Source organism: Phenylobacterium sp. LjRoot97, assembly GCF_964254345.1.
In the GTDB taxonomy this organism is placed as follows: domain Bacteria; phylum Pseudomonadota; class Alphaproteobacteria; order Caulobacterales; family Caulobacteraceae; genus Phenylobacterium.
Genome location: NZ_CAXUTH020000001.1, coordinates 2,978,083 through 3,000,092, shown reverse-complemented (window position 1 = coordinate 3,000,092; position 22,010 = coordinate 2,978,083). Strand labels below are relative to the sequence as shown.

15 protein-coding genes are annotated in these 22,010 nt (G+C 69.7%); 11 read left to right on the top strand and 4 right to left on the bottom strand.

Features of this window, described 5'->3' with window-relative positions:
• The first annotated feature begins 111 nt into the window (after positions 1 to 111).
• The 6 genes from ACSQ2H_RS14890 to ACSQ2H_RS14865 all read left to right on the top strand — a co-directional run bounded on the left by ACSQ2H_RS14890 (position 112) and on the right by ACSQ2H_RS14865 (position 9,504).
• A complete protein-coding gene (locus ACSQ2H_RS14890; protein WP_436062169.1) occupies positions 112 to 1,266 on the top strand; it encodes a pyridoxal phosphate-dependent aminotransferase in 1,155 nt (384 codons plus the stop codon).
• Positions 1,267 to 1,509: 243 nt separating this feature from the next.
• Entirely contained in the window at positions 1,510 to 4,482 is a 2,973-nt protein-coding gene (locus ACSQ2H_RS14885; RefSeq protein ID WP_436062168.1) for a TonB-dependent receptor domain-containing protein, read from the top strand.
• Positions 4,483 to 4,584: 102 nt separating this feature from the next.
• Positions 4,585 to 5,562, top strand: a complete 978-nt coding sequence (locus ACSQ2H_RS14880; RefSeq protein ID WP_436062167.1) for an ornithine cyclodeaminase family protein — start codon at positions 4,585 to 4,587, stop codon at positions 5,560 to 5,562.
• Positions 5,559 to 6,866, top strand: coding sequence for an APC family permease (locus tag ACSQ2H_RS14875; RefSeq protein ID WP_436062166.1), 1,308 nt, complete (start codon positions 5,559 to 5,561; stop codon positions 6,864 to 6,866). The genes ACSQ2H_RS14880 and ACSQ2H_RS14875 overlap by 4 nt, the downstream gene beginning before the upstream one ends.
• Entirely contained in the window at positions 6,866 to 7,816 is a 951-nt protein-coding gene (locus tag ACSQ2H_RS14870) for an ornithine cyclodeaminase family protein (RefSeq protein ID WP_436062165.1), read from the top strand. Before ACSQ2H_RS14875 ends, ACSQ2H_RS14870 begins: the two co-directional genes overlap by 1 nt.
• The gene (locus tag ACSQ2H_RS14865; RefSeq protein ID WP_436062164.1) at positions 7,816 to 9,504 is read left to right on the top strand and encodes a hypothetical protein; all 1,689 of its coding nucleotides are present in this window, start codon (positions 7,816 to 7,818) and stop codon (positions 9,502 to 9,504) included. Before ACSQ2H_RS14870 ends, ACSQ2H_RS14865 begins: the two co-directional genes overlap by 1 nt.
• Before the next feature lie 126 nt (positions 9,505 to 9,630).
• Here the strand turns inward: ACSQ2H_RS14865 and ACSQ2H_RS14860 are convergent, their stop codons facing one another.
• Entirely contained in the window at positions 9,631 to 11,118 is a 1,488-nt protein-coding gene (locus ACSQ2H_RS14860; RefSeq protein ID WP_436062163.1) for a S10 family peptidase, read from the bottom strand.
• A gap of 355 nt (positions 11,119 to 11,473) precedes the next feature.
• On the opposite strand from ACSQ2H_RS14860, the gene ACSQ2H_RS14855 reads away from it, so the two are divergent.
• The 4 genes from ACSQ2H_RS14855 to ACSQ2H_RS14840 all read left to right on the top strand — a co-directional run bounded on the left by ACSQ2H_RS14855 (position 11,474) and on the right by ACSQ2H_RS14840 (position 16,095).
• Positions 11,474 to 12,922 carry a S10 family peptidase gene (locus ACSQ2H_RS14855; protein WP_436062162.1) on the top strand — a complete coding sequence of 483 codons (1,449 nt, stop codon included), beginning with the start codon at positions 11,474 to 11,476 and terminating at the stop codon, positions 12,920 to 12,922.
• A 173-nt stretch (positions 12,923 to 13,095) separates the two neighbouring features.
• On the top strand, positions 13,096 to 15,123 hold the full coding sequence (locus tag ACSQ2H_RS14850; RefSeq protein ID WP_436062161.1) for an amidohydrolase family protein: 2,028 nt from the start codon (positions 13,096 to 13,098) through the stop codon (positions 15,121 to 15,123).
• Positions 15,124 to 15,263: 140 nt separating this feature from the next.
• Positions 15,264 to 15,461 carry a hypothetical protein gene (locus ACSQ2H_RS14845; RefSeq protein WP_436062160.1) on the top strand — a complete coding sequence of 66 codons (198 nt, stop codon included), beginning with the start codon at positions 15,264 to 15,266 and terminating at the stop codon, positions 15,459 to 15,461.
• Positions 15,462 to 15,501: 40 nt separating this feature from the next.
• Positions 15,502 to 16,095: a hypothetical protein gene (locus ACSQ2H_RS14840; RefSeq protein ID WP_436062159.1), complete on the top strand. Its 594-nt coding sequence runs from the start codon at positions 15,502 to 15,504 to the stop codon at positions 16,093 to 16,095.
• Here ACSQ2H_RS14840 and ACSQ2H_RS14835 read toward each other — a convergent pair.
• Positions 16,092 to 16,367, bottom strand: a complete 276-nt coding sequence (locus ACSQ2H_RS14835) for a hypothetical protein (protein ID WP_436062158.1) — start codon at positions 16,365 to 16,367, stop codon at positions 16,092 to 16,094. The genes ACSQ2H_RS14840 and ACSQ2H_RS14835 overlap by 4 nt on opposite strands.
• Before the next feature lie 83 nt (positions 16,368 to 16,450).
• Between ACSQ2H_RS14835 and ACSQ2H_RS14830 the strand changes: the two genes are divergently transcribed.
• Positions 16,451 to 17,209: a class I SAM-dependent methyltransferase gene (locus ACSQ2H_RS14830; RefSeq protein ID WP_436062157.1), complete on the top strand. Its 759-nt coding sequence runs from the start codon at positions 16,451 to 16,453 to the stop codon at positions 17,207 to 17,209.
• On the opposite strand, the gene ACSQ2H_RS14825 is transcribed toward ACSQ2H_RS14830, so the two are convergent.
• Entirely contained in the window at positions 17,206 to 19,353 is a 2,148-nt protein-coding gene (locus tag ACSQ2H_RS14825) for a beta-N-acetylhexosaminidase (protein WP_436062156.1), read from the bottom strand. The genes ACSQ2H_RS14830 and ACSQ2H_RS14825 overlap by 4 nt on opposite strands.
• A gap of 136 nt (positions 19,354 to 19,489) precedes the next feature.
• Positions 19,490 to 21,826, bottom strand: a complete 2,337-nt coding sequence (locus ACSQ2H_RS14820) for a TonB-dependent receptor (RefSeq protein WP_436062155.1) — start codon at positions 21,824 to 21,826, stop codon at positions 19,490 to 19,492.
• Positions 21,827 to 22,010 lie beyond the last annotated feature (184 nt).

Here is a 22,010-nt window from a genome sequence, read left to right as displayed (position 1 = left end):
TGTCAAGGCCGAGTAAGGCAAGATAATCCCGTGTGGCGGAATAGGCTCACTCCATAGTCAGCAACTGTCGCCGCACGGCGCAGGCAGCGCCTTGGGGGCGACGAAGTGAATATGCCGAGTAAGTCGCCCAAGGCTGAGGGGACGCACGTGCCGCCGCCAGAGGATTATTCCAACTGGGTGCGGGCAATGATGCGGAACATCGCCGCCGCCCCGGATGCGGCGGTGCTCTACGATTCCACCATCCGCGAGCCGACCGAGCTGCTGGCGCAGGTGGTGCGCGGGGCGTTCGGCGGCGAGATCACCGACCGCTACGAGAGCGTCTTCGCCAACGGCAACCGCTTCGTGGCCGCCGCCGTCGCGCGCCGCTACGGCGTGCAGCCGACCAATGTGCTCTGCACCACGGGCGCCACCAGCGCCATGGGCCTGGCGATCCGCGCCTTCGTGCGGCCCGGCGACCACATCATCGTCGAGACGCCGTGCTTCGACCTGCTGCCGGGCCTGGCCGCGGCGGCGGGCGCGAGCATCAGCTATCTGTCGCGCCGCGCGCCGGACTTCGCGATCGACACCGCCGAGTTGGAGAGCCTGATCCAGCCGGAGACGCGGCTGGTGCTGCTGACCGACCTGCACAACCCGTCCGGCGCGGCCCTGGGGCCGGGGACGCTGCTGGCGCTGGCCGCGCTGGCCGGCAAGAGCGGCGTGCGCATCGTGATCGACGAGGTCTATGGCGACTTCGCCGGGCCGCGCCCGGCCGCCGCCACCTATTCGCCGGAGATCATCAGCGTCGGCAGCCTGACCAAGGTGCAGGGCCTGTTCGCGCTCAAGTGCGGCTGGGCGATCGCCGCCCCCGACAAGATCGAGACGATCATGGCGGCCAGCGAGCAGGGCGACCTGGGCGTTTCCAAGCTCTCGCATGCGGTCGCCGCGCGGGTGCTCGAGGACATGGCGCCGTTCGACGACTATTGGCGCGGGCTCTTGGCGCGTACCAGACCTGTGATTGAGCGGCACGCCGCGGCGATGATCGCCGAGGGCCTGCTGGCCGGCGACGTGCCGCCGCAGGGCTGCATGTACTTCCCGCGCGTGGTCGGGGTGGCCGACACCTACGCCCTGGCCGAGTGGCTGTGGCGCGAGCATCGCGTCGCCGTCGCGCCGGGGGAATTCTTCGGTCTGCCGGGGCATGTGCGGATCGGCTTCGGCGGCGACGCCGACCAGCTCGACCGGGCGCTTGGCCGCTTCGCCGACGCCCTGCGCCGCTATCGGCCGTCCTGATGGCGGCCTTGTGCGCCTCGTCTGCCTGCACCGCATCGGCCATGCAGGCGCGTGTCGCCGAACGCATAAACAATCTGCGACGCTTCGGCGTCGGTTTGAAGAACGAAAAGAAAAACCGCGTAGCGGCGCCTAGGTTTTCCACAAGCGCCACAACGCAAAAGCGGACTTTGCGGCCCGCCCCTATCGGGGAGCGGCGGGACGCGTCGGAGCCGGAGGGGCTCCGCGACAGAAGGGGGATATAAGATGGTTCAGTCAGTTCGCGGGCGCATGCTCGCCACCAGCATGATGGGCGGTTTGGCGATCGCGGCGGCGATGGCCGTTCAGCCGGCCTTCGCCCAGGACGACGTGGCGGTCGAAGAGATCATCGTCACCGGCTCGCGCATCCGTCGCGTCGAGACCGAAACCTCGGCGCCGGTCTCGGTCGTCACCGCCGAGACCCTGACCGACCGCGGCGTGGTCCAGGTCGGCGACATGCTGAACCAGATCAGCTCCAACGTCCCGTCGTTCGCGATGGCTGACGGCACCGGCAACGAGGCCGGCAGCGGCCAGACCTTCCCGAACCTGTTTGGCCTGGGCGCCGGGCGCACCCTGACCCTGGTCAACGGCCGCCGCATGGTCACCACCTCGCAGTCGCGCGCGGTCAGCGGCGTCGACGGCCTGGGTGACCGGGTGGTCGACACCAATATCATCCCGACCGGCCTGATCCAGCGCATCGACGTGGTCCAGGCGGGCGGCGCGGCGGTCTATGGCTCGGACGCCATCGCCGGCGTGGTCAACTACGTGCTGAAGGACAGCTTCGAGGGCCTGGAGCTCGACGCCCAGTACGGCATCTCCTCGCGCGACGACTATCCGACCCAGGCGCTGCGGGCGACCGCGGGCAAGAACTTCCTGGACGGCCGCGCCAACATCGCGGCGAACCTGGAGTGGTCGAAGACGGAGTCGCTGCTGGACTACGACCGGCCGCGCACCAACCTCGGCCGCGTGACGGTGTCGAACCCGGCCAACCGCACACCGACCGACGGCATCCCGTCGCTGGTCGAGAACCTCAACACCCGGTTCGTGACCTTCAACGCCAACGGCGTGATCTCGCGCGCCGGCCCGCCCTTCGCCAGCCAGATCGGCGCCGTCGCCGGTCAGCCGATCCAGAGCAACGCCACGGGCGACGCCTTCATCCCCTACAATGTCGGCACGCTGGTCAATCCGACGATCCCGCCCTTCACCAGCGGCGGCGACGGCCTGCCGTACCAGGAGCTGGCCGCCCTGCAGGTCGGCATCGAGCGCTGGGTCGGAAACGTCATCGGCCACGTCGACCTGACGGACCGTATCCGGCTGTCGGGCGAGTTCATGTACGCCAAGGTCGAGGGGCGCGATCCCTATGGCCAGCAGGCCAGCAACACGGTGCTGAACAACGCCGCCTCCGGCGCCGGCGCCATCGCCCTGTCGCGCACCAACCCGTTCCTGACCCCGGCCATGTCGGCGGCGCTGGGCGCCGGCGGTCCGCCGCTGTTCATCTCCAAGTTCTGGACCGACCTGCTGCCGACGCGTGAGAACGTCAGCACCACGAACACCGCCCGCGCCGTCGTCGCGCTGGACGGCGACTTCGACTTCGCCGACCGCAACTTCTATTGGAGCGTGTCGGCCAGCCGCGCGGAAACCGACGGCGAGAGCACCGGCTGGGGCGTGATCACCTCGCGCTTCAACAACGCCGTGAACGCCGTGCGCAACAGCTCCGGCGCGATCGTCTGCGCGATCAACGCCGACGCTTCGACCGCCAACGACGATCCGGCCTGTACGCCGCTCAACCCGTTCGGCGTCGGCAACGTCACCCAGGCCAACCGCCTGTACCTGACCGCGCCGATCGGCCAGGACTACCTGAACACCCAGGACGACTACCTGGCGACCATCGGCGGCGACATCTTCAACCTGCCGGCCGGCGCTGTGAAGTTCAGCGCCGCCTACGAGCACCGCCGCGAAGAGGCCAAGTACACGCCGTTCGTCGCCAATCAGCGGGGCATCGTCGGGTCGCAGGTCGCCTCGCAGGCCACCAAGGCCGCCTACAACACCGACGAGTTCTCGGGCGAACTGCTGGTGCCGATCTTTGGCGGCGACTTCACCCTGCCGGGCGTCCGCTCGCTGGAGTTCGACGGCGCCTATCGCCGCGTGAAGCACTCGATCGCCGGCTCGGAGAACATCTGGGGCGCGGGCCTGCGCTGGGAGATCTTCGAAGGCCTGACCATCCGCGGTTCGCGCAGCCGAAACTTCCGGGCGCCGACCCTGGACCAGCTGGCCGCGCCGTCGCGCACGGACCTGTCCAACGCCGGCTGGGATCCCTGCGACGCCGACCGCATCAACTCGGGCCCGAACCCGGCGGTGCGACTGGCCAACTGTCAGGCGCTGTTCGCCGCCAATCCGAGCTTCGGCCCGCTGGCGACGTTCCAGAACCCGTCGGAGAACTTCTCGAACACGCTGGTCACCTCGGGCGGCAATCCGAACCTGCGCAACGAGCTCTCGGACACCAAGACCATCGGCTTCATCTATCAGCCGACCTTCGTGCCCGGCCTGACCATCGTGGTCGACCGCATCGACGTGGACCTGACGGACGGCCTGTCGCCGTTCACGCCGCAGGACTTCATGGCCGCCTGCTACGACTCGAGCAGCCCGTCGGCCGAGATCTGCGGCACCTTCACCCGTGACTCGACCGGCGCCATCGCGACGGCCATGTCGACGACCTTCAACGCCGGCACGGTGGCGTTCCGGGGCGAGACCTACAACGTCAACTACCGCTTCCCGGTGGGCCGCTTCTTCAACGACGCGGACTACGGCGAACTGGAGCTGGCGCTCGATGCGACCCACACCACCCGCTACGAGCAGTCGGTCACCGGCTTCGACGTGAACCGCTATGACGGCACGACGCGCCAGCCGGACTGGGTGGTCGACTTCGACGCGACCTACTCGAACGGCCCGCTGCGGCTCTACTACTCGATGCTCTATCGGCCGGAAGCGAAGATCAACAGCTTCGACACCATCGAGAGCACGCCGACGCCCGAGATCAAGGAGAACTACCTCCACAACTTCTCGGCGCAGTACGCCTTCGACAAGTACACGGTCCGCGCGGGCGTCCTCAACCTGACCGACGAGCAGCCCTCGTTCCCCACCCGGAACTACGGCGACATCCTGGGCCGCCGGTACTATGTCGGCCTGAACGCGCGGTTCTAGGGCCGGCCAAACCGTCGCGCGGACACCTCTCGTCCGCGCGCGGCAGGCGGCGCCGGTCTGACCCACGGGCCGGCGCCGTCGCGCATTTCGGGGCGTAAGGACATGAGTTTGGCGAAGGATGATCTCGGCGACCTGATCGTGCTGGACGCCGCCGCCGTCCGCGCCCGACTGAGCTACGATGCGGCCATTCCCGTGGTCCGCGAGGCGATGACCGCGCTCTCCGACGGGCGGGTCCGCCAGCAGCTGCGCAGCTTCGTGCCGTGGGGCGAGGGCAAGACCTTCGCCATCATGCCGGCGGCGATGTCCGAGGCCGGGGTGTTCGGCGCCAAGCTGGTCAGCGTCTTCAAGCGTCCCGACGGCGGCAAGGCCCACGAGGGCGTCGTGCTGCTGTTCGACCCGCAGACCGGCGCGCCGGTCTGCCTGGCCGACGCCGGCGAAATCACCGCCATCCGCACCGCAGCCGCCAGCGCGGTCGCGACCGACGCCCTGGCGCGGCCGGACGCCGCCGTCCTGACCCTGCTGGGGGCCGGCAAGCAGGCCGCCGCCCACGCCCAGGCGATCGCCAAGGTCCGCGCCCTTCGCCAGATCCGCGTCTGGGCCCGCTCGGAGGAGCAGGCCCGGGCGCTGGCCGCCGACATCGCCGCCAGGTCCGGGATCGAGGCGCTCGCCGCGCCGATCGACGAGGCGCTGGCCGGCGCCGACGTCGTCTGCACGGTCACCGCCGCGGCCGATCCGATCCTATCTGCGGCCCAGGTCGGGCCCGGAACCCACATCAACGTCGTCGGCTCGAGCGGGCCGGCTCAGGCCGAGATCGCAGGCGACCTCGTCGCCGCCGGGCGCTTCATCGTCGATCACCGCGAACACGTGCTGGCGCATGGCGGGGAGTTCCTGCGCGCCAAGGCCGCGGGGCTGGTCGGGGACGACCACATCGCCGCCGAGATCGGCGAAGTCCTGGCCGGTGCGCGGCCGGGCCGCAGCTCGGCCGCCGAGATCACCCTCTACAAGTCGCTCGGCCACGCCGCCCAGGATCTGGCCGCGGCGGCCTGGCTCTATCAAGACGCTACCGGGAAGACGCTATGACCGACCAGACCGCCCGCATGCACAAGGGCGTCGACCTGTGGGCGGTGGTCGCCCTCGGCCTCGGCACCGCCGTCGGCGTCGCCATCTTCTCGGTGATCGCGCCGGCTACGGCGCTGGCCGGGCCGGGGATGCTGCTGGCCGTGGTCGTGGCCGCCATCCCGATGTTCGTCATCGCCATGACCTACGCCTTCATGGGCTCGGCGCTGCCGACCTCGGGCGCCTCGTTCGAGTGGTCGCGGCGGTTCGTGCATCCGTTCGTCGGCTACCTGATCGCCTGGATGCGCATCGTCTCCAACGTCGGGGCGATGCTGATCCTGGCCCTGGTCATGGTCCGCTACCTGTCGATGGTCATCCCGCTGCCGACCAAGCCGACCATGCTGGCGGCCTTCGTGATCTTCTTCTTCGCCAACTATTTCGGGGTCGGGCTGGCGGCGCGGCTGCAGGTGATCCTGATGGGCGCGCTGGTGGTGCTGTTCATTGTCTTCTCCGCCTGGGGCGCGCCGCACGTGCAGGCCGCCCAGTTCGAGCCGTTCCTGCCCAACGGCACGGCCGGGATGCTGGCGGCCATTCCGCTGCTGATCGGCCTGTTCTTCGGCATCGAGGCGGCCACCGAGATCGGCGACGAGGTCAAGGACAGCAAGAAGACCATCCCGCTCGGCATCGGCCTGTCGATCCTCTCGGCCGTGGTGCTCTACCTGATGGTCGGCGCGGTCGCGATGGGCGTCATCGGCCCCGAGGCGCTGGCCGCCAGCGAGACCCCGCTGCTCGACGCGGCGACGCCGTTCATGGGGCCGGTCGCCAAGCCGTTGATCGTCTGCGCGGCGGTGATCGCCATCGCCAAGTCGATCAACTCGCTCTACCTCGGCTTCTCGCGCAGCCTGTTCGCCATGGCCCGCGAGGGCATGCTGCCGGCCGCCCTGGCCAAGGTGCACGCCAAGCACGGCACGCCGCACTACGCCCTGGCGACGATCCTGGGCGCCACGTGCCTGGGGCTGCTGGCCCCGATGAACCTGACCAGCCTGTTCCTGGCGGTGAACATCCCGACGCTGCTGAAGTACGCCGCGACCTGCATCGCCGCGACCGTAGTGGTGCGCAAGCATCCCGACATCTACGAGGGCGCGCGGTTCAAGCTGTCCAAGGGCGCGACCGTCGGCTGGGCCTATGCCGGCTGCGCGGCCGCGCTGGTGGTGGCCGTGCTGGGCTTCTCGGCCGACTGGACGCCCTATGCGGCGCTGGCGGTCTGGGCGGCGATCGGCATCGCCTACTATGCGGTCTCGGGACGCCAGCGGGCGGCGGCGGCCTGATGCGGGTCATCGACCGGCAGGAGGTCGCCCAGCGGCTGACCTACGAGCTCGCCATCCCGATCGTGCGCGAGGCGATGATCGCGTTCTCGACCGGCCAGACGCGGCAGCTGCTGCGCTCGATCATTCCGCTGGCCGAAGGGCGGATGTTCGGCCTGATGCCCGGGGCGCTGGGCGACGAGGCGCCGTTCGGGGCCAAGGTCATCAGCGTCTATCCCGAGAACTTCGCCAAGGGCCGTCAGTCGCACCAGGGACTGATCGTGCTGTTCGATCCAGCCACCGGCGCGCCGGCCTGCGTCGTCCATGCGGGCGAGGTGACGGCGATCCGCACCGCCGCCGCCAGCGCCGCGGCCACCGACGCCTTGGCGCGCCCCGACGCGCGGCGGCTGGCGCTGCTGGGCTATGGCGAGCAGGCGGCGACCCACGCGCGCGCCATCGCCAAGGTGCGGCCGCTGGAGCAGATCACGGTGTGGGGCCGTTCGCTGGACCGCGCGCAGGCGTTCGCCGCGAGCATCGGCAAGGAGCTTGGCGTCCCGACGACCGCCTTCGCCGAGGCCAGGGACGCGGTCGCCGACGCCGACATCATCTGTACGGTGAGCGCCGCCAAGGAGCCGATCCTCAAGGGCGCCTGGGTCGCCCCGGGGACCCACGTCAACGTGGTGGGTTCAAGCTATGCCGGGCCGGTCGAGATCGATGACGAGCTGGTGGTTCGGGCCCGCTTCTTCGCTGACAGCCGCGAGGGCGTGCTGGCCCAGGGGGCGGAGTACCTGAAGGCGCGCGACGCCGGCCTGATCGACGAGCGGCATGTGGTCGGCGAGATCGGCCAGGTGTTCGCCGGCGAATTGGAGGGCCGCCAGACCGCCTTCCAGGTGACGATCTACAAGTCCCTCGGCCACGTGGTGCAGGACCTCGCCAGCGCCTGGGCGCTTTACAAGAGTTCGGAGACTGTTTGATGCGTAAGGGCTTTTTCGCCGCCGCGCTGCTCGCCTCAGCGAGCCTCGCCACGATGGCCCAGGCGCAGCAGCGGTTCGAGGTGACGCTGGCGCCGGGGCCGCTGAGCGCCGACGCCCAGCAGGGTTATGTTGACGTGGCCCTGAAGCTGTCGGGCGTCGATGCGCCCGCCGGCCAGCCGTTGCTGACCCTGCCGGTGGTGATCGCCAACACCGCGACGGTGGCGACGACGCTGAAGAACCTGCGTGTCGCCGACGCCGCGGGCGAGGCGCCGGTCAGCTTCAAGGACGATCCGGTCGCCATCGCCTATGGCCGCCACTGGATCCCGGGCCGCGCCCTGAAGGGCGACGTGACGGTCAGCTACCGGGCGCCGATCGACAACACCCCGCCCAAGCGCGGCGCGGGTCCGCCCTATCAGTTGCGCACCGAGGGCGGCGGGCTGTCGGGCGTCGGCAACACCTTCATCCTGATCCCCGAGGGCGAGCAGGCCTACGACGTCAGCCTGCGTTGGGACCTCTCGAAGCTGCCGGGTTCGACGGCGACGTCGAGCTATGGCGACGGCGACGTCTCGCTGGGCGTCGGACCGGCGGGGCGGCTGATGTCGACCGTTTTCATGGCCGGGCCGATGCACCGCTATCCGCAGGCCGCCAAGGGCGGCTTCTCGGCCGTCTGGCTGGGGACGCCGCCGTTCGATCCGGGCCCGGTCATGGACTGGACCCAGCAGCTGCACAGCTGGATGATCGGGTTCTTCCGCGATCCCAGCGAGCCGCCGTACCGGGTGTTCCTGCGCTACAACCCGATCAACGCCGGAGGCGGGGCGGCGCTGACCAACTCGTTCCTGACCACCTACGGCAAGACCGGATCGGGCGAGGCGCTGAAGGGCACCCTGGCCCACGAGATGATCCACACCTGGACGTCGGTGGACGGGCCGGGACAGTGGTTCGGCGAAGGAAATGCGGTTTTCTATCAAGCGCTTCTGCCGATGCGCGCGGGCCTGATCACGCCGGACGACTACCTGGCCGACATCAACGAAACGGCGCGGCGCTACTATTCCAACCCGCTCAACGACACGCCCAACGACCAGATCGCCCCGCGCTTCTGGGAGGACACCCGCGTGCGCGTGCTGCCCTATGACCGCGGCGCGATGTACTTCGCGGTGCTCGACGGCCAGATCCGCAAGGCCTCGGGCGGCAAGCGCTCGGTGGACGACCTGGTCATCGAGATGGTCGAGCGCAATCGCCGCGGCCAGACGACCAGCGAGGCCGACTGGCTGGCGCAGCTGGACAAGGAGATCGGCGCGGCGGGGACCAAGACCCACGCGGCGATGCTGGCGGGCGGGCTGATGCTGCCGGAAGCCGACGGCTTCGGGCCGTGCTTCACGCGCACCACGGGCAAGGTCCGCCGCTTCGAACTGGGCTTCGAGCCCAAGTCGCTGGTCGGCGACGTCAAGACGATCCGCGATCTGCAGCCGGGTTCGGAGGCGGCCAAGGCCGGTCTGCGCGACGGTGACGTGGTGACCTACGGCCAGGCGCTGGACGCCCTGCAGGGCGATCCGGAAAAGCAGCTGACCTTGCAGGTGACGAGAGGCGGAAAGACCTTCCCGATCAGCTACTTGCCGCGGGCCGAGGAGGTCGAAATCTATCAGTGGAAGCGGGTGCCCGGCGTGCCGGACGCCGCCTGCGGAAGGTAAGCAAGCGATCCGGTCATCCCAGCGAAGGCCGGGACCCAGGTCGTAGCGTGGTGACCTGGCGAGAAGTCACCACGCACAGCGGCTGAAACTGGGTCCCGGCCTTCGCCGGGATGACCGGCGCTGGGTTCAGCGCCCCGTCACGAACGCCCGCACGTCGTTGCTGAACGCCTTGAGAGCGTCCTCGTTGGTATAGGCCATGTGGCCGCCTTCGTAGTCGTGCAGCACCACGCGGTCGGCCGGCAGCGCCCCGTGGGACCTCAGGTAGCGCGCCGGGCCGATGGTGGTCGTGGTGTCGTAATAGCCGGTGCCGATCATCAGCCGGAAGCTCGGCTTGGCCTTCAGCGCCGCGCCGAAATTGGCTTGATAATCAAAGTCGTTGAACGGGCCGCCGATGCCGCTGGTCGGCGACCAGCCCCAGCCTTGGGTCTCGGGCGCGAAGGAGCGGTACTCGGCCATCGGCCAGGTGACCTTGAGCTCGCCGGCCAGGTAGGCGTCGAGGCTGGGCTTGACCATGTCGGAGACCTTGCCGAACGGGTCGGCGGCGCGCGCCCCGGGGGCGGCGGCGGGGCCGGCGTAACGGGCGTCGTACATCCCCAGCACCTGGCCCTTGTCCTTGAGCAGCTCGCTCACGAAGTCGACCTTGGAGATGATCAGGTCATGGGCGAGGTAGTAGTCGGCGCCGATGCCGGTGAAGGCCTGGAGCTTGCGGGCGATGGCCTCGCGCTCGGCCTGCGGCAGGTCCTGCCCCTTCACGAGGGCCGGAAGATACTCATTCATTCCAAAGGCATAGGCGTCATCGACGAAGGCGGCGATGGTCTTGCCGCCGGTGTCGGCGCGGCCGTGATAGGCAGCGACGGCGGCCAGGGCGGTGATGTTGGACGCGAACGAGACCGCGTTGCCGGGGCGCTGGCTGGTCTCCATCATGTTCACCGCCTGGCCCATCAGGATCACGCCGTCGAGCGGGGTGGTCTTGGCCAGCTGGCCGGCCATCAGCGCCGCGCGGATCGTGCCGTAGCTCTCGCCGAGCACGTACTTCGGAGAGGCTTCGCGGCCATTGGCCTTGAGCCAGGCCTCGACGAAGCCGGAGACCGACTTGGCGTCGCCGTCGACCTGGTAGAAGTCGGCGCGCTTGCCGGCCGGCTGGACGCGGGTGAAGCCGGTCTCGGCCGGGTCGACGAACACCAGGTCGGCGACGTCGAGCAGCGAGTAGGCGTTGTCGACCACCTTGTAAGGCTTGGGAACGTCGGCGGTCACGTCCTGCGGCGGGGCGATCCGGCGCGGGCCGAAAGCGCCCATGTGCAGCCAGGCCGAGGCCGAGCTGGGGCCGCCGTTGAACAGGAAGATCACCGGCCGCGACGCCTTGTCCTTCAAGCCTTCGCGGACATAGGAGGTGGTCACGAAGGCGATGGTCGGCTCGCCGGCGGCGTTGCGCAGCACGGTCTCGCCCACCGTGGCGACGTACTTCACCTTCTGGCCGTTGAAGGTCCCCGTGTGGCGGGTGACGAAGCTCTCGGCGGCCGCGGCGGCGGCCGGGGCGGGAGCGCCTTGAGCATAGGCCTGCGGGGCGCCGGCGCAGAGGAGGAGGAGGGCGAGGGCGGCGGGCTTCAACGGCACTTGGACGGGCTCCGATGGCGGGTCTAGCGGCAGGTTAGGCGGCGCGCGTCGCATTATCTTGCCGATGTTCGCACAGGCGCCTGGCCGGGGCGGGGGCTTTATGCAGAGCGCGAGGTTGGCCGTGCATGGTCCATGCGGGCGAATGCGGGCGGGCAATCAAGCTATTCAACGCCGCCATGGGCGATCGGCAGCTATCGGCGCAGCGGCATAAGCTATCGGCGCCCTTGCAGGAACCTGACTAGCTTATGTGCGGCCAAGGGTCCGGGCCGTGCAGTTCGAAAAGATATTCTGCGCGGTACGGCTATCCTATGTCGAGATTGTCGGGGGAACGGATATGCGCGCCAGCCTGAGGCCCATGCTCCTGGGAGCCTGCCTGACCGCGATCAGCGTCGGCGGCGTGGCGAGCGCCGAACCGGCGGCCGCGAGCGCTGCGCGCGCGCCGGTCGTCGCGGTGACCAAGCACGCCGGGACGTTCAACGGCCAGAAGCTCGCCTACAAGGCCATCGTCGCCGAGACCATCCTGACCGACGCCGCCGGCGCGCCGACCGGATCGCTGGTCACGACGGCCTATGTCCGCGAGGGCGTCGCGGCCGCCGAGCGGCCGGTGCTGTTCCTGTTCAACGGCGGGCCGGGCGCCTCGACCACGCCGCTGCACTTCGGGGCGTTCGGGCCCAAGAAGCGGACCGAGGACGGCCCCAACCAGCGGATGGTCGACAATCCCGACAGCATTCTCGACGCGGTCGACCTGGTGTTCATCGATCCGATCGGCACCGGCTACAGCCGCCCGCTGCCCGGCGTCGACGGCAAGCAGTTCTGGAGCCGCAGCGGCGACGCCGCCGCGGTCAAGACGGTGATGGCGCAGTGGCTGAAGGCCAACGGCCGCGAGGCCTCGCCGCGCTACATGCTCGGCCAGAGCTACGGCACCACGCGCGCGGCGCTGGTCGCCGACATCGGGGCGGACCTGAAGCTCGACGGCGTGCTGCTGTTCGCGCTGGTCGGCTATCCGCCCGGGCGCGAAATGCCGTTCGTGACCACCCTGCCGACCTTCGCGACGACGGCCTGGTATCACCAGAAAGTCGACCGGGCCGGGCGCAGCGTGCAGCAGGTCCACGACGAGGCGGTCGAGTTCGCGCGCACGGCGTACGTCACCGCCCTGATCAAGGGGGCTAGCCTGCCGGCCGCCGAGAAGCGGGCCGTGGCCGAGAAGATGTCGGCGCTGATCGGCCTGCCGGCCGAGTTCATCCTCGCCAAGGACCTGCGGCTGAGCCGCGAGGACTTCATGTTCAACCTGCTCAAGGACCAGGGCCTGCGCACCGGCCAGTTGGACGGGCGCGCGACGGCGCGGCTGGACGCCCCGCCGCAGCGGCCGCCCTATGACGACCCGGGCATGAACTACGCCGCGCCGCGGCCGCCGGGGCCGGCGCCGACCGGGGCGCTGAAGGTCGCCAAGGGGATGAACGCGCTGGAGTCCTACTTCAAGGACACCCTGAAGTTCCGCACCGCCGAGACCTACAACTCGCTGAATCTCGATGTGAACTCGGCCTGGGACTACCAGGGCATGGCCGACGTCAACGGCCTGCTCGGCAAGGCCATGCAGGTGAGCCCGAAGATGCGGCTGTTCTGGGCGGCGGGCTATTACGACGTCACCACGCCGCCGTACGGCGCGCGCTACGCCCTCGACCAAGCCGGGGTGCCGGGCGAGCGGCTGACCGCGGCCTATTTCGACGGCGGGCACTCGGTGTTCACCGACCCCGGCAACCACACGGCGCTGAGCGCGGCCGTGCGCAAGTTCGTCGCGCCGTGAGCGCGGCGAAGCCTCAGTTCCTCCCCCGCTGGGGGAGGTGGATCGATGCGCAGCTTCGAGACGGAGGGGGTTTGCTGAAGACGTCGCAGTCCCCCTCACCGGGCCATTCGGCCCGGAGCTCCCCCAGAGGGGGAGCAACTAAGACTTCCAATCCAATCGAAAAGTCCCCGCCGATGTCCTCTCCTCGCGTTTCGTTTCTTGCTCTTTGCCTGGCCGCCGGGCTCGCCGGTCCGGCCGCTGCGCAGGTGCAGAACTTCGTGGTCATCGCCAACGGCGAGAAGGTCGGCCACCTGACCGCCGACGTGCAGGGCCGCAAGGTCGCCGTCGACTATGCGGTCAGCAACAACGGCCGCGGCCCCAAGGCCAAGGAGACCATCGAGCTGGACGCCTCGGGCGTGCCGGTGAGCTGGTCGATCGACGGCTCGTCGCTGTTCGGCAGCCCGGTGCAGGAGCGCTTCGCCTGGACGCCGGGCAAGGCGGAGTGGACCAGCCAGGCCGACAAGGGCCAGGTCGCGGCCGCCAAGCCGATCCTCTACGCCGCCAACGACGCCAGCCCGTGGATGCTGGGCGTCTATGTGAAGGCGCTGCTAAAAGCCCCGAACAACACTCTGCCGCTGGCGCCGTCGGGCGAGATGCGGCTGAAGGAAGTGCGCAAGCTGACCCTCGGCGAGGGCAAGGCCGCGGTTCCGGTGACGGTCTATGAGCTGTCGGGCATCGACCTGTCGCCGAGCTATGTGCTGATCGACAAGAAGGGCGAGCTGTTCGGGACGCTGGACGGCGAGCTGATCCGCGAGGGCGCGGAAGCCGCCATCCCGCAGCTGCAGAAGGTCAGCCGCGAGGTCGACCTGCAGGCGGCGGTCGACGCCCAGGCCAAGCTGGCCCACCGGTTCGACGCCCCGGTGCGAATCCGCAACGTGAAGGTGTTCGATCCGAAGACCATGACCGTCGGGGGTCTGTCGACCGTCACCGTGTTCAAGGACCAGATCACCAGCGTCGAGCCGGAGGACGCAGGCCGTCCGGTCCCGAAGGGCGAGACTGTGATCGACGGGCAGGGCGGAACGCTGGTGCCGGGCCTGCACGACATGCACTCGCACACCACGCTGCAGTCGAACCTGTTCAACCTGGCGGCCGGGGTCACCGCGGTCCGCGACCAGGGCAACTACAACGAGGAGCTGCTCGGCTGGATCGACGGGCTGGAGACCGGCAAGCTGGCCGGGCCGCGCATCGTCCGCAACGGCTTCCTCGAAGGGCGCAGCCCGTACTCGGCCCGCCACGGCTTCATCGCCGACAGCCTGGAAGGGGCGCTGAAGGACGTGCGCTGGTACGCCGACCACGGCTACTGGCAGATCAAGATCTACAACTCGATGAACCCCGACTGGGTCGCGCCGATCGCCGCCGAGGCGCACCGGCTGGGCATGGGCGTGACCGGCCACGTGCCGGCGTTCTCCTCGCCCGACCGGGTGATCAAGGACGGCTACAACGACATCGCCCACATCAACCAGCTGATGCTGGGCTGGATCCTCGATCCGAAGGAGGACACCCGCACGCCGCTGCGGCTGACCGGCATGGCGCGGGCCAAGGACCTCGATCTCAGCGCCCCGAACGTGCAGGCGACGCTGGCGCTGATGAAGGAAAAGGGCGTGGCGCTGGACACCACGGCGATGATCCTCGAGCGGCTGATGCTGTCGCGTTCGGGCCAGGTGCAGGCGGGCGACGCGCCCTACATCGACCACGTGCCGGTCGGCTATCAGCGCTACCGCAAGCGCAACTTCGTCACCATCTCGGGACCGCAGCAGGACGCCGACTACCACGCCGGCTACGCCAAGGTGCTGGAGACCCTGAAGCTGCTCGACGACCGCGGCATCCAGCTGCTGCCGGGCACCGACGACGGCACCGGCTTCTCGCTGCTGCGCGAGCTGGAGATCTACGTGCAGGCGGGCATCTCGCCCGGCAAGACGCTGCGGCTGGCGACGCTGGACTCGGAAAAGTACTTCGGGCGCGACCATCAGCTGGGCTCGATCGAGCGCGGCAAGCTGGCCGACTTCTTCCTGATCGAAGGCGACCCCACCGCCGACATCAGCAACGTGCGCAAGATCCGCATGACCATGCGCGGCGGCGTCGCCTACTACCCGGCCGAGATCTATGAGCACCTGAACGTCAAGCCGTTCAGCGCCCCGCCGCCGGTGAGCGTCGCGAAGTAGGGGGCTGGTTCCCTTTTTGGGGGAATGGCGGCGGGCGAAGTCGAAGGCGCGCGTCGGACGCCGTTGTCGCGGCGATGTCGCGCCCCCTCATCCGACCCCGCTGCGCGGGGCCACCTTCTCCCACAAGGGGAGAAGGGCGGTTGGCGCGTTGCCTGCCGGCGCCGGACGCCATACTCAAGCTAGTTGATGACGTTCCTCTGGCATCTGCGAGGGTCGCGCTGGCTGGAGAGGTCGATGCGCTCGCCCTGGCCGACGCGGCGATCGAATTCTACGACGTGCCCGAGGGACGTTTCAGCGGGTTCCAACCGCCGCCGCCCAGCTGGGCCAAGGCCGGCTGACCGGAGCGAAGGGGAACTGCGGTTGAGACGAACAGCGTCGTTGATCGGGGCCGCCATCGTGTTGGCGGCGGCGGCGTTGCTCGCGGGCCCGTTCACCTACTACGCGGATCTGGTTCCCCTCCTGGGGCCGGTGCTCCCGCGTCCGCCAAGCGTGCCTAGAGACGCCGCCGCCGAATACAATTGGAAGGCCTCGGGACTGAGATGGAGCTGGGAACGGCCGCTGCCGAACGGATGCGCCGCTTGGGACGCGACTGATCGATACGCAACTCTGAAGCTCGTCCTGAGCGAAGGCGGGTGCGGCGATGCTGGGCGACCGCTCGCCCACACCTCGTTCTCGGAGGAGATCGTGTTCGACGGCGGCGGCGTCGGATGGGGCGGCAGGCCGTGTCCCTACACGATCCCGGACGGCGAGATATCCGCCTTTCGCAGGCTGACCGCCGAGGCGGTCCAAGCATCGACGACGCAGGCGGAACGCAGCGTGCTGAAGCACGTCGACATGCGCCTCGAGGCGGTGGACGGCGGGGCGCTCACGACCGACGCCGGCGGCGGCTGCAACGACCTCGCGCCCGCCGACTACGGAAGCCCTTCGCGCCGTATCGACACCCGGAACGGCCCTGACCGATCGTCCCGCTAGCGGACCTCTTCCGTCTCCTTCGGCGCGGAGACCTTGCGGGTCTTGGCCTGGGCCTTCGGCTTGGGGAGCAGGCGGAAGCGGGTCTGGCACCAGGCGTAGTCGATGCCGACGTCGAGCAGGGCGTCGGAGCGGCCGCAGGGACAGGCGAACTCCATGACCCCGAGCACGCGGTAGGTCTCGCCGGCCTGGAGAGGCACGGGGCGGCCGGTGACATGGTTGGGGGCGGCGTTGACGCAGAGAACGAGATCGCCAGGGCCGACAGCGTCACTCATGGCTTCTTTTCCTAGGCTGGGGCTGAGTTTAGACCCGCAGTCGCAAGGCGCATAGACGCGTTTACCTGCGAGGGAGGCGAGCCGTGGCGATCCATGACAGCACCAAGGGCTATGACGGCGGGGCCAAGGACTATGTGGCCGGACGGCCTGGCTATCCGCCGGAAGCGGCGGCCTGGCTCGCCGAGGTGCTGAAGGTCGGGCCCGGGCGCCGGACGCTGGAGGTGGGCGCGGGGACGGGAAAGTTCCTGCCGGTGCTGAGCGGCTGCGGCGGCGAGATCGTCGCGCTGGAGCCGGTGGCGGCGATGCGCGAGCAGCTGACCGCGGCGTTCCCGCAGGTCGAGGTGCTGGCCGGGACGGCCGACGCCATCCCGCTGCCGGACGGTTCGGTGGACGCGGTGGTCTGCGCCCAGGCGTTTCACTGGTTCGCGACGGCGCCGGCGGTGGCGGAGATGGCCCGCGTGCTGAAGCCGGGCGGAGTGCTGGGCCTGATCTGGAACGTCCGCGACGAGAGCGTACCCTGGGTGGCCGAGCTCTCGACGATCACCGACCCCTGGGAGGGCGACACGCCGCGATATCGGACCGGAGCCTGGCGCAGCGCGTTTCCGGCGCCGGGCCTGGAGTTCATCGGCGAGCGGCATGCGCGCAACGAGCACGTCGGCGGCGCCGAGCAGGTGGTGATCAAGCGCACGCTGTCGGTCAGCTTCATCGCCGCCCTGCCGCCGGCCCAGCGCGAGGCGGTCGAGCGGCATGTCCGCGAACTGATCGCCCGCACGCCGGAGCTGGCGGGCGACCGGGCGGCGTTCCCATACGAGACGGCGATGTTCGCCTATCGGAAGGTCTAGCCGCCGGCGGCCTGCACCAGCCGCCGCACGCCCGGGGTGACCATGATCAGCAGGTCGGCGGGCGGGCGCTTGCCGAAGAACGAGAAGATCGGCCGGGCCGAGGCGGCCTCGAAGGCGTCGGCGCGGTCGAGGACGGTCTTGGCGCGGGCGGCGACGTCGGGGGCGAGCGGCTTGCCGGCCTCCAGGGCGTCGAGGGCGGCGGTTCCGACGGCGGCCATCTCGGCGATGTCGGCGGAGATCGGCACGGCCTCGCGCACGGCGGGGTGATCGGCGGCGACGGCGACGATGCGCGCGTGGTTGGCGCGCCAGACCTCGAAGTCGCCGCGGACGGCGGCTCGGCTTGCAGCCTCGCCGGCGGCCGCGCGCTCGGCCCGAGCGACGAAGGCGCGGGCGACGAGGCTGTCGACCGGGGCGGCGTCGGCCATGGCGGTCAGGTGCTGGACGATCTTCTTGCCGGCGATGGCGGCGGGGACGCGCTTGTCGTGGGCCATGTGGCGGACCGGTCCGACCAGGTCGAGGAAGACCATCAGCGGTTCCGAGGCACCCGGCGCCAGGCGCGAGGCCATGCGGGCGCGGGCGGCCTGGTCCTGCAGGCCGGTGCGGCGCAGGCGGTCCTGCTGGACGGCGAGGCGGGCGTACATGTCGGGGACGTCGCGCACCTCGCGCGGCGACCAGAAGCGCTCGGCCAGCACGGCGGCGCGCGGCCAGAGGCGGTTGTCGAGCATCTCGTCGCTGATCAGCTCGGCCCAGATCGGGGCCTCGCCGCCGATCACCAGGGCTTCCTGCTGCGGCGTCAGCGGGGCCATCGGCTGGACGATGACGCCGTCGGTGACGAAGCGGCCGACCAGCGGGTGCAGCTTGCGGGCGGCCTCGGCGTCGGCCGGGCTCATGCCGGCGGCGGAGGTGTCGAGCGGGTCGAAGCCATAGTGGAACTGGGCGGTGTTCAGCAGGTCGAGATAGTAGCCGGCCGAGACGATGGTTTTGTGCCCCAGCGCGGTGGCGCGCCTGGTGGCGTTGGAGGTGCGCCAGGCCTGGACGACGATGTCGCGCGGCAGGGACCCGGTGTCGATGATCTCCTCCCAGCCGACGACGATCTTACCGCGGCGGGTCAGGGCCTGGTGGATACGGCGATGGAAGTGGGCCTCGACCTCGGCCTTGGTCTTGAGGCCCTCGGCCTTCATCAGCGCCTCGACGCCGGGATCGCCGGCCCAGGCCTCGTCCGGGACCTCGTCGCCGCCGATGTGGAAGTAGGCGTCGGGGAACAGGCCGGCCATCTCGTCGAACAGCTTGGCGACGAAGCGGTAGGTGTCTTCGTCGGCGGGGTTCAGCACCTGGACGCCGGCTGCGCCGCCGCCGGCCGGGTTGGAGGCAAGCTCGGGATAGGCGAGCGTCATGGCCCGCGCGTGGCCCGGCACGTCGAACTCGGGCACCACGCGCACGCCGCGGTCGGCGGCGTAGGCGACCAGCTCGCGGATCTGCGCTTGGGTATAGAACTGGCCGTGGCCGGCGACCTCGTGCAGGCGCGGGTAGCGGCGGCTCTCGACGCGGAAGGCCTCGTTGTCGCTGAGGTGCAGGTGCAGGACGTTGAGCTTGACCTGCTCCATGGCGTCGATCTGGCGCTTGATCGTCTCGACGCTCATGAAGTGGCGGGCGGTGTCGATCATCACCCCGCGCCAGGGAAAGCGCGGCTGGTCGTCGATGGCGACCAGGGGCAGGGAGGCGGCGCCGTCGACGTCGGTCTCGAGCAGCTGGCGCAGGGTGGCCAGGGCCCGCAGCACGCCGACCGGACCGTCGGCCTGGATCGCCACGCCGTGCGGGGCGACCTGCAGGCGATAGGCCTCGCGCGCCTGCAGGGTGAGGGCGCCGGGATCGGCGCCGACGCAGGTGATCTCGAGCGTCGGGCCGGCGGCGGCGAAGGTCTCGACCCCAGTCAGGGCGCCGAGGTCGCGCTGGAAGCGCTCGGCGGCGCGATCGAGCATCGGGTCGCGGCAACCCTCCCAGGCGATGGCGAAGCGGCCGGCGACCGGCAGCGCCCCCTCATGTTCGGTCACCGACTGCGGCAGCGGGGTCAGCGAGACGGCGGCGGCCGGGCCGGCCAGGGCGAGCACGCAGGCGGCGGCGAGGACGGCGGGACGGATCGGCATGGGGCGCGGCCTCCGATGAAAGCGTCCTGGCGGCGGCGCAGGGAGCAGCCGCCGCCAGGCGGTCCGGGACAGATCCGGACCAAGGGCGGCGAGGCGGGGGGAAGCCCGCCACGCCGCGTTCTGTGGTCTTCCGGGACTAGTAGTTGGCGGTGAAGCGGACCCCGAAGTAGCGGGTGTTGTCGCGGCTGATGCCGGTGCGGGTGCGGATCACCGTGCCGGCCGGCGGCAGGAAGATCCCCAGCGTGGTGCCGTAGGTCTCGGCGCTCTCCTCGAAGATGTTGTTGGCCAGCAGGTCGAGCTTGTAGGTGCCGTTGGTGAAGCTGACCCCGGCGTCGACGAAGGTGGTGGCGGCGAGGTTCTTGGCCGGATCGCCGAGCAGGTCGGTGTTGGACTTGCTCTGGGCGCGGACCGTGCCGTTCAGGACGATGTCGTAGTCGCCCAGCACCTGGCGGAAGGTGTAGGCGCCGCTGACCGTGCCGCGCCATTCCGGAGCGCTGGCCAGTTGGCTGCCGGCCAGGTCGCGCTGCACCGGACGGGCTACGGTCTCGCCCGGCACCACGATGGTCTCGCAGCCCTGGGCGGCGGTCTGGCCGGTGTAGCAGGGGGCGTAGGGGAACGACTCGATCTTGGCGTCGGTGTAGGAGACCGCCGCGTTCAGGCGGAAGTCGTCGGTGACCACGGCGGCGGCCGAGACCTCGACCCCGTGGGTGCGGACCTCGCCGACCGAGGCCAGCTTCAGCACCGGGATCGTGTTGGCCTGGGTGGCGTCGTAGAGGATCGTCTGCAGCTGGTAGTTCTCGTAGCGGCTGTCGAAGTAATTGACGTTCAGCGTCATGCGCCGGTCGAACCACTGCGTCTTCAGACCCGCCTCGACGGCCTTCACCTTTTCAGGATCGAGGGTCTTGAGGGTGCCGACCATGGCCACGGTGTTGTCCTCGGCGTCGTAGACCGGCCCCTGCGAGGCCTTGCCGTAGGTGATGTAGGCCATGACGTTGTCGGTCAGGTGGTACTGGACCGAGGCGTCGTAGTTCACGTAGTCGCCGCTGTCGTCGCCCTTGGAGACGACCAGGTCGTTGATCTTCGGGAACGGGATGGTGATGCCGTTTTCCAGCCGGCGGCTGGTCGCCCCGATCGGGTTGAACACCCAGGTGTAGTCGACCTTGTCCTTCTCGTAGCGCAGGCCGCCCATGACCGTGAGCTTGTCGGTGACGTTGTAGGAGGCGTGGCCGAAGACCGCGAAGGCCTCCTGGCCGAACACCCGATGCCAGTCCACCGGCAGCAGGAAGCGGGTGTAGTCGTAGGTGTTCTCGGTGTTCGAGTAGAACGCGCCGGCCACGTACTGCAGCGGCCCGTCGCCGCTGGAGGTCAGGCGCACCTCCTGGGTCACGTACTTGGTCTTGTTGTAGATGTGCGCGAAGCCGTCGAAGTCCGGGCGCATGGCCATGTTGACCAGGGTCGAGGCGGTCAGGTCGGTGGTGGCCGGATTGGTCTCGCGCAGGAACGAGGTGATCGAGGTCAGGGTGGCGGGGCCGAGGTCGTAGTCGAAGCGCAGCACGCCGCCGTCGTCCATGGTGCGGCTCTTGGAGTCGCGCGGCGAGACGAAGCCGTCGAGATCGAAGGAGAGCGGAGCGGGGCGCAGCTCCGAATAGGGCCGCTTGGGGAAGTTGAAGTCGTACGGCGTGAAGATCTGCGACGTCGGGACCGACGAGTAGCCGAGGATCAGCGCGCCCAGGCCCTGTTCCACGGCGTTGCGCTGCTGGTGGAAGCCGGTGATCGTGACGGTGAGGTCCTCGGTCGGGGTCAGCTCCAGCTTCCCGCGGATCCCGTTGACCTCGGAATAGGTGTCGGTGCCGGTGGTCAGGTTGGTCAGCACGCCCTTGGTGTGGCGCGAATAGGCCGAGAGGCTGAAGGCGGCCCAGTCGTTGATCGGCCCGGAGACAAAGGCGCCGAACTGGCGCTCGCCGTCGTCGGTGATCATCGCCGTGCCGAAGCCGGTCCAGGTGCTGGACGGGGAGCGGGTGACCAGGTTGATCAGGCCGCCGGTGGCGTTGCGGCCCGACAGCGTGCCCTGGGGACCGGGCAGCACCTCGACGCGCTCGATGTCGATGAGGTTGTTGGCCAGGGTGGCGCGCGAAGGCTGGGGCACGTCGTCGAGGGTGACGCCGACCTTGTTCTCGGCCCCGATGCTGGAGGCCGAGGTGGCGACGCCGCGGATCGAGAGGCCGGTGCCGGAGATCGAGGGGACCAGCTTCTTGAGGTCGGCGATCTCGGTGACGTTGTTCTGGGCCAGCTCGCCGGCGCCGACCACCTGCACCGGCTTGGGGATGTCCTGGACGTTCTCGGCCCGCTTCTGGGCGGTGACGACGAGTTCGGCCAGCAGGCCGCCGTCGTTGGATTGCGCGGCGGCCGGCGAGGCGGCCATCAGGGCGAGCGCAGAGGACGCCATCAGGGCGCGGCGTGCAGTGATGAACATGTTTTCTCCCCGTATTCGTTCTTGTCGGCGGCCGATCCGGCCGCCCGGTGTTGTTCTGTAATCGTTATCATCGCTGGCCGAGCGCGGGCGCGCAGGGACGGCGACGACGTCGCTGTACTGGGACGTGCGGCCGCGCAGGCGGCGCTGTCTTGGAAAGCCCGACCCGATGCCCCGGAGTCGGCGC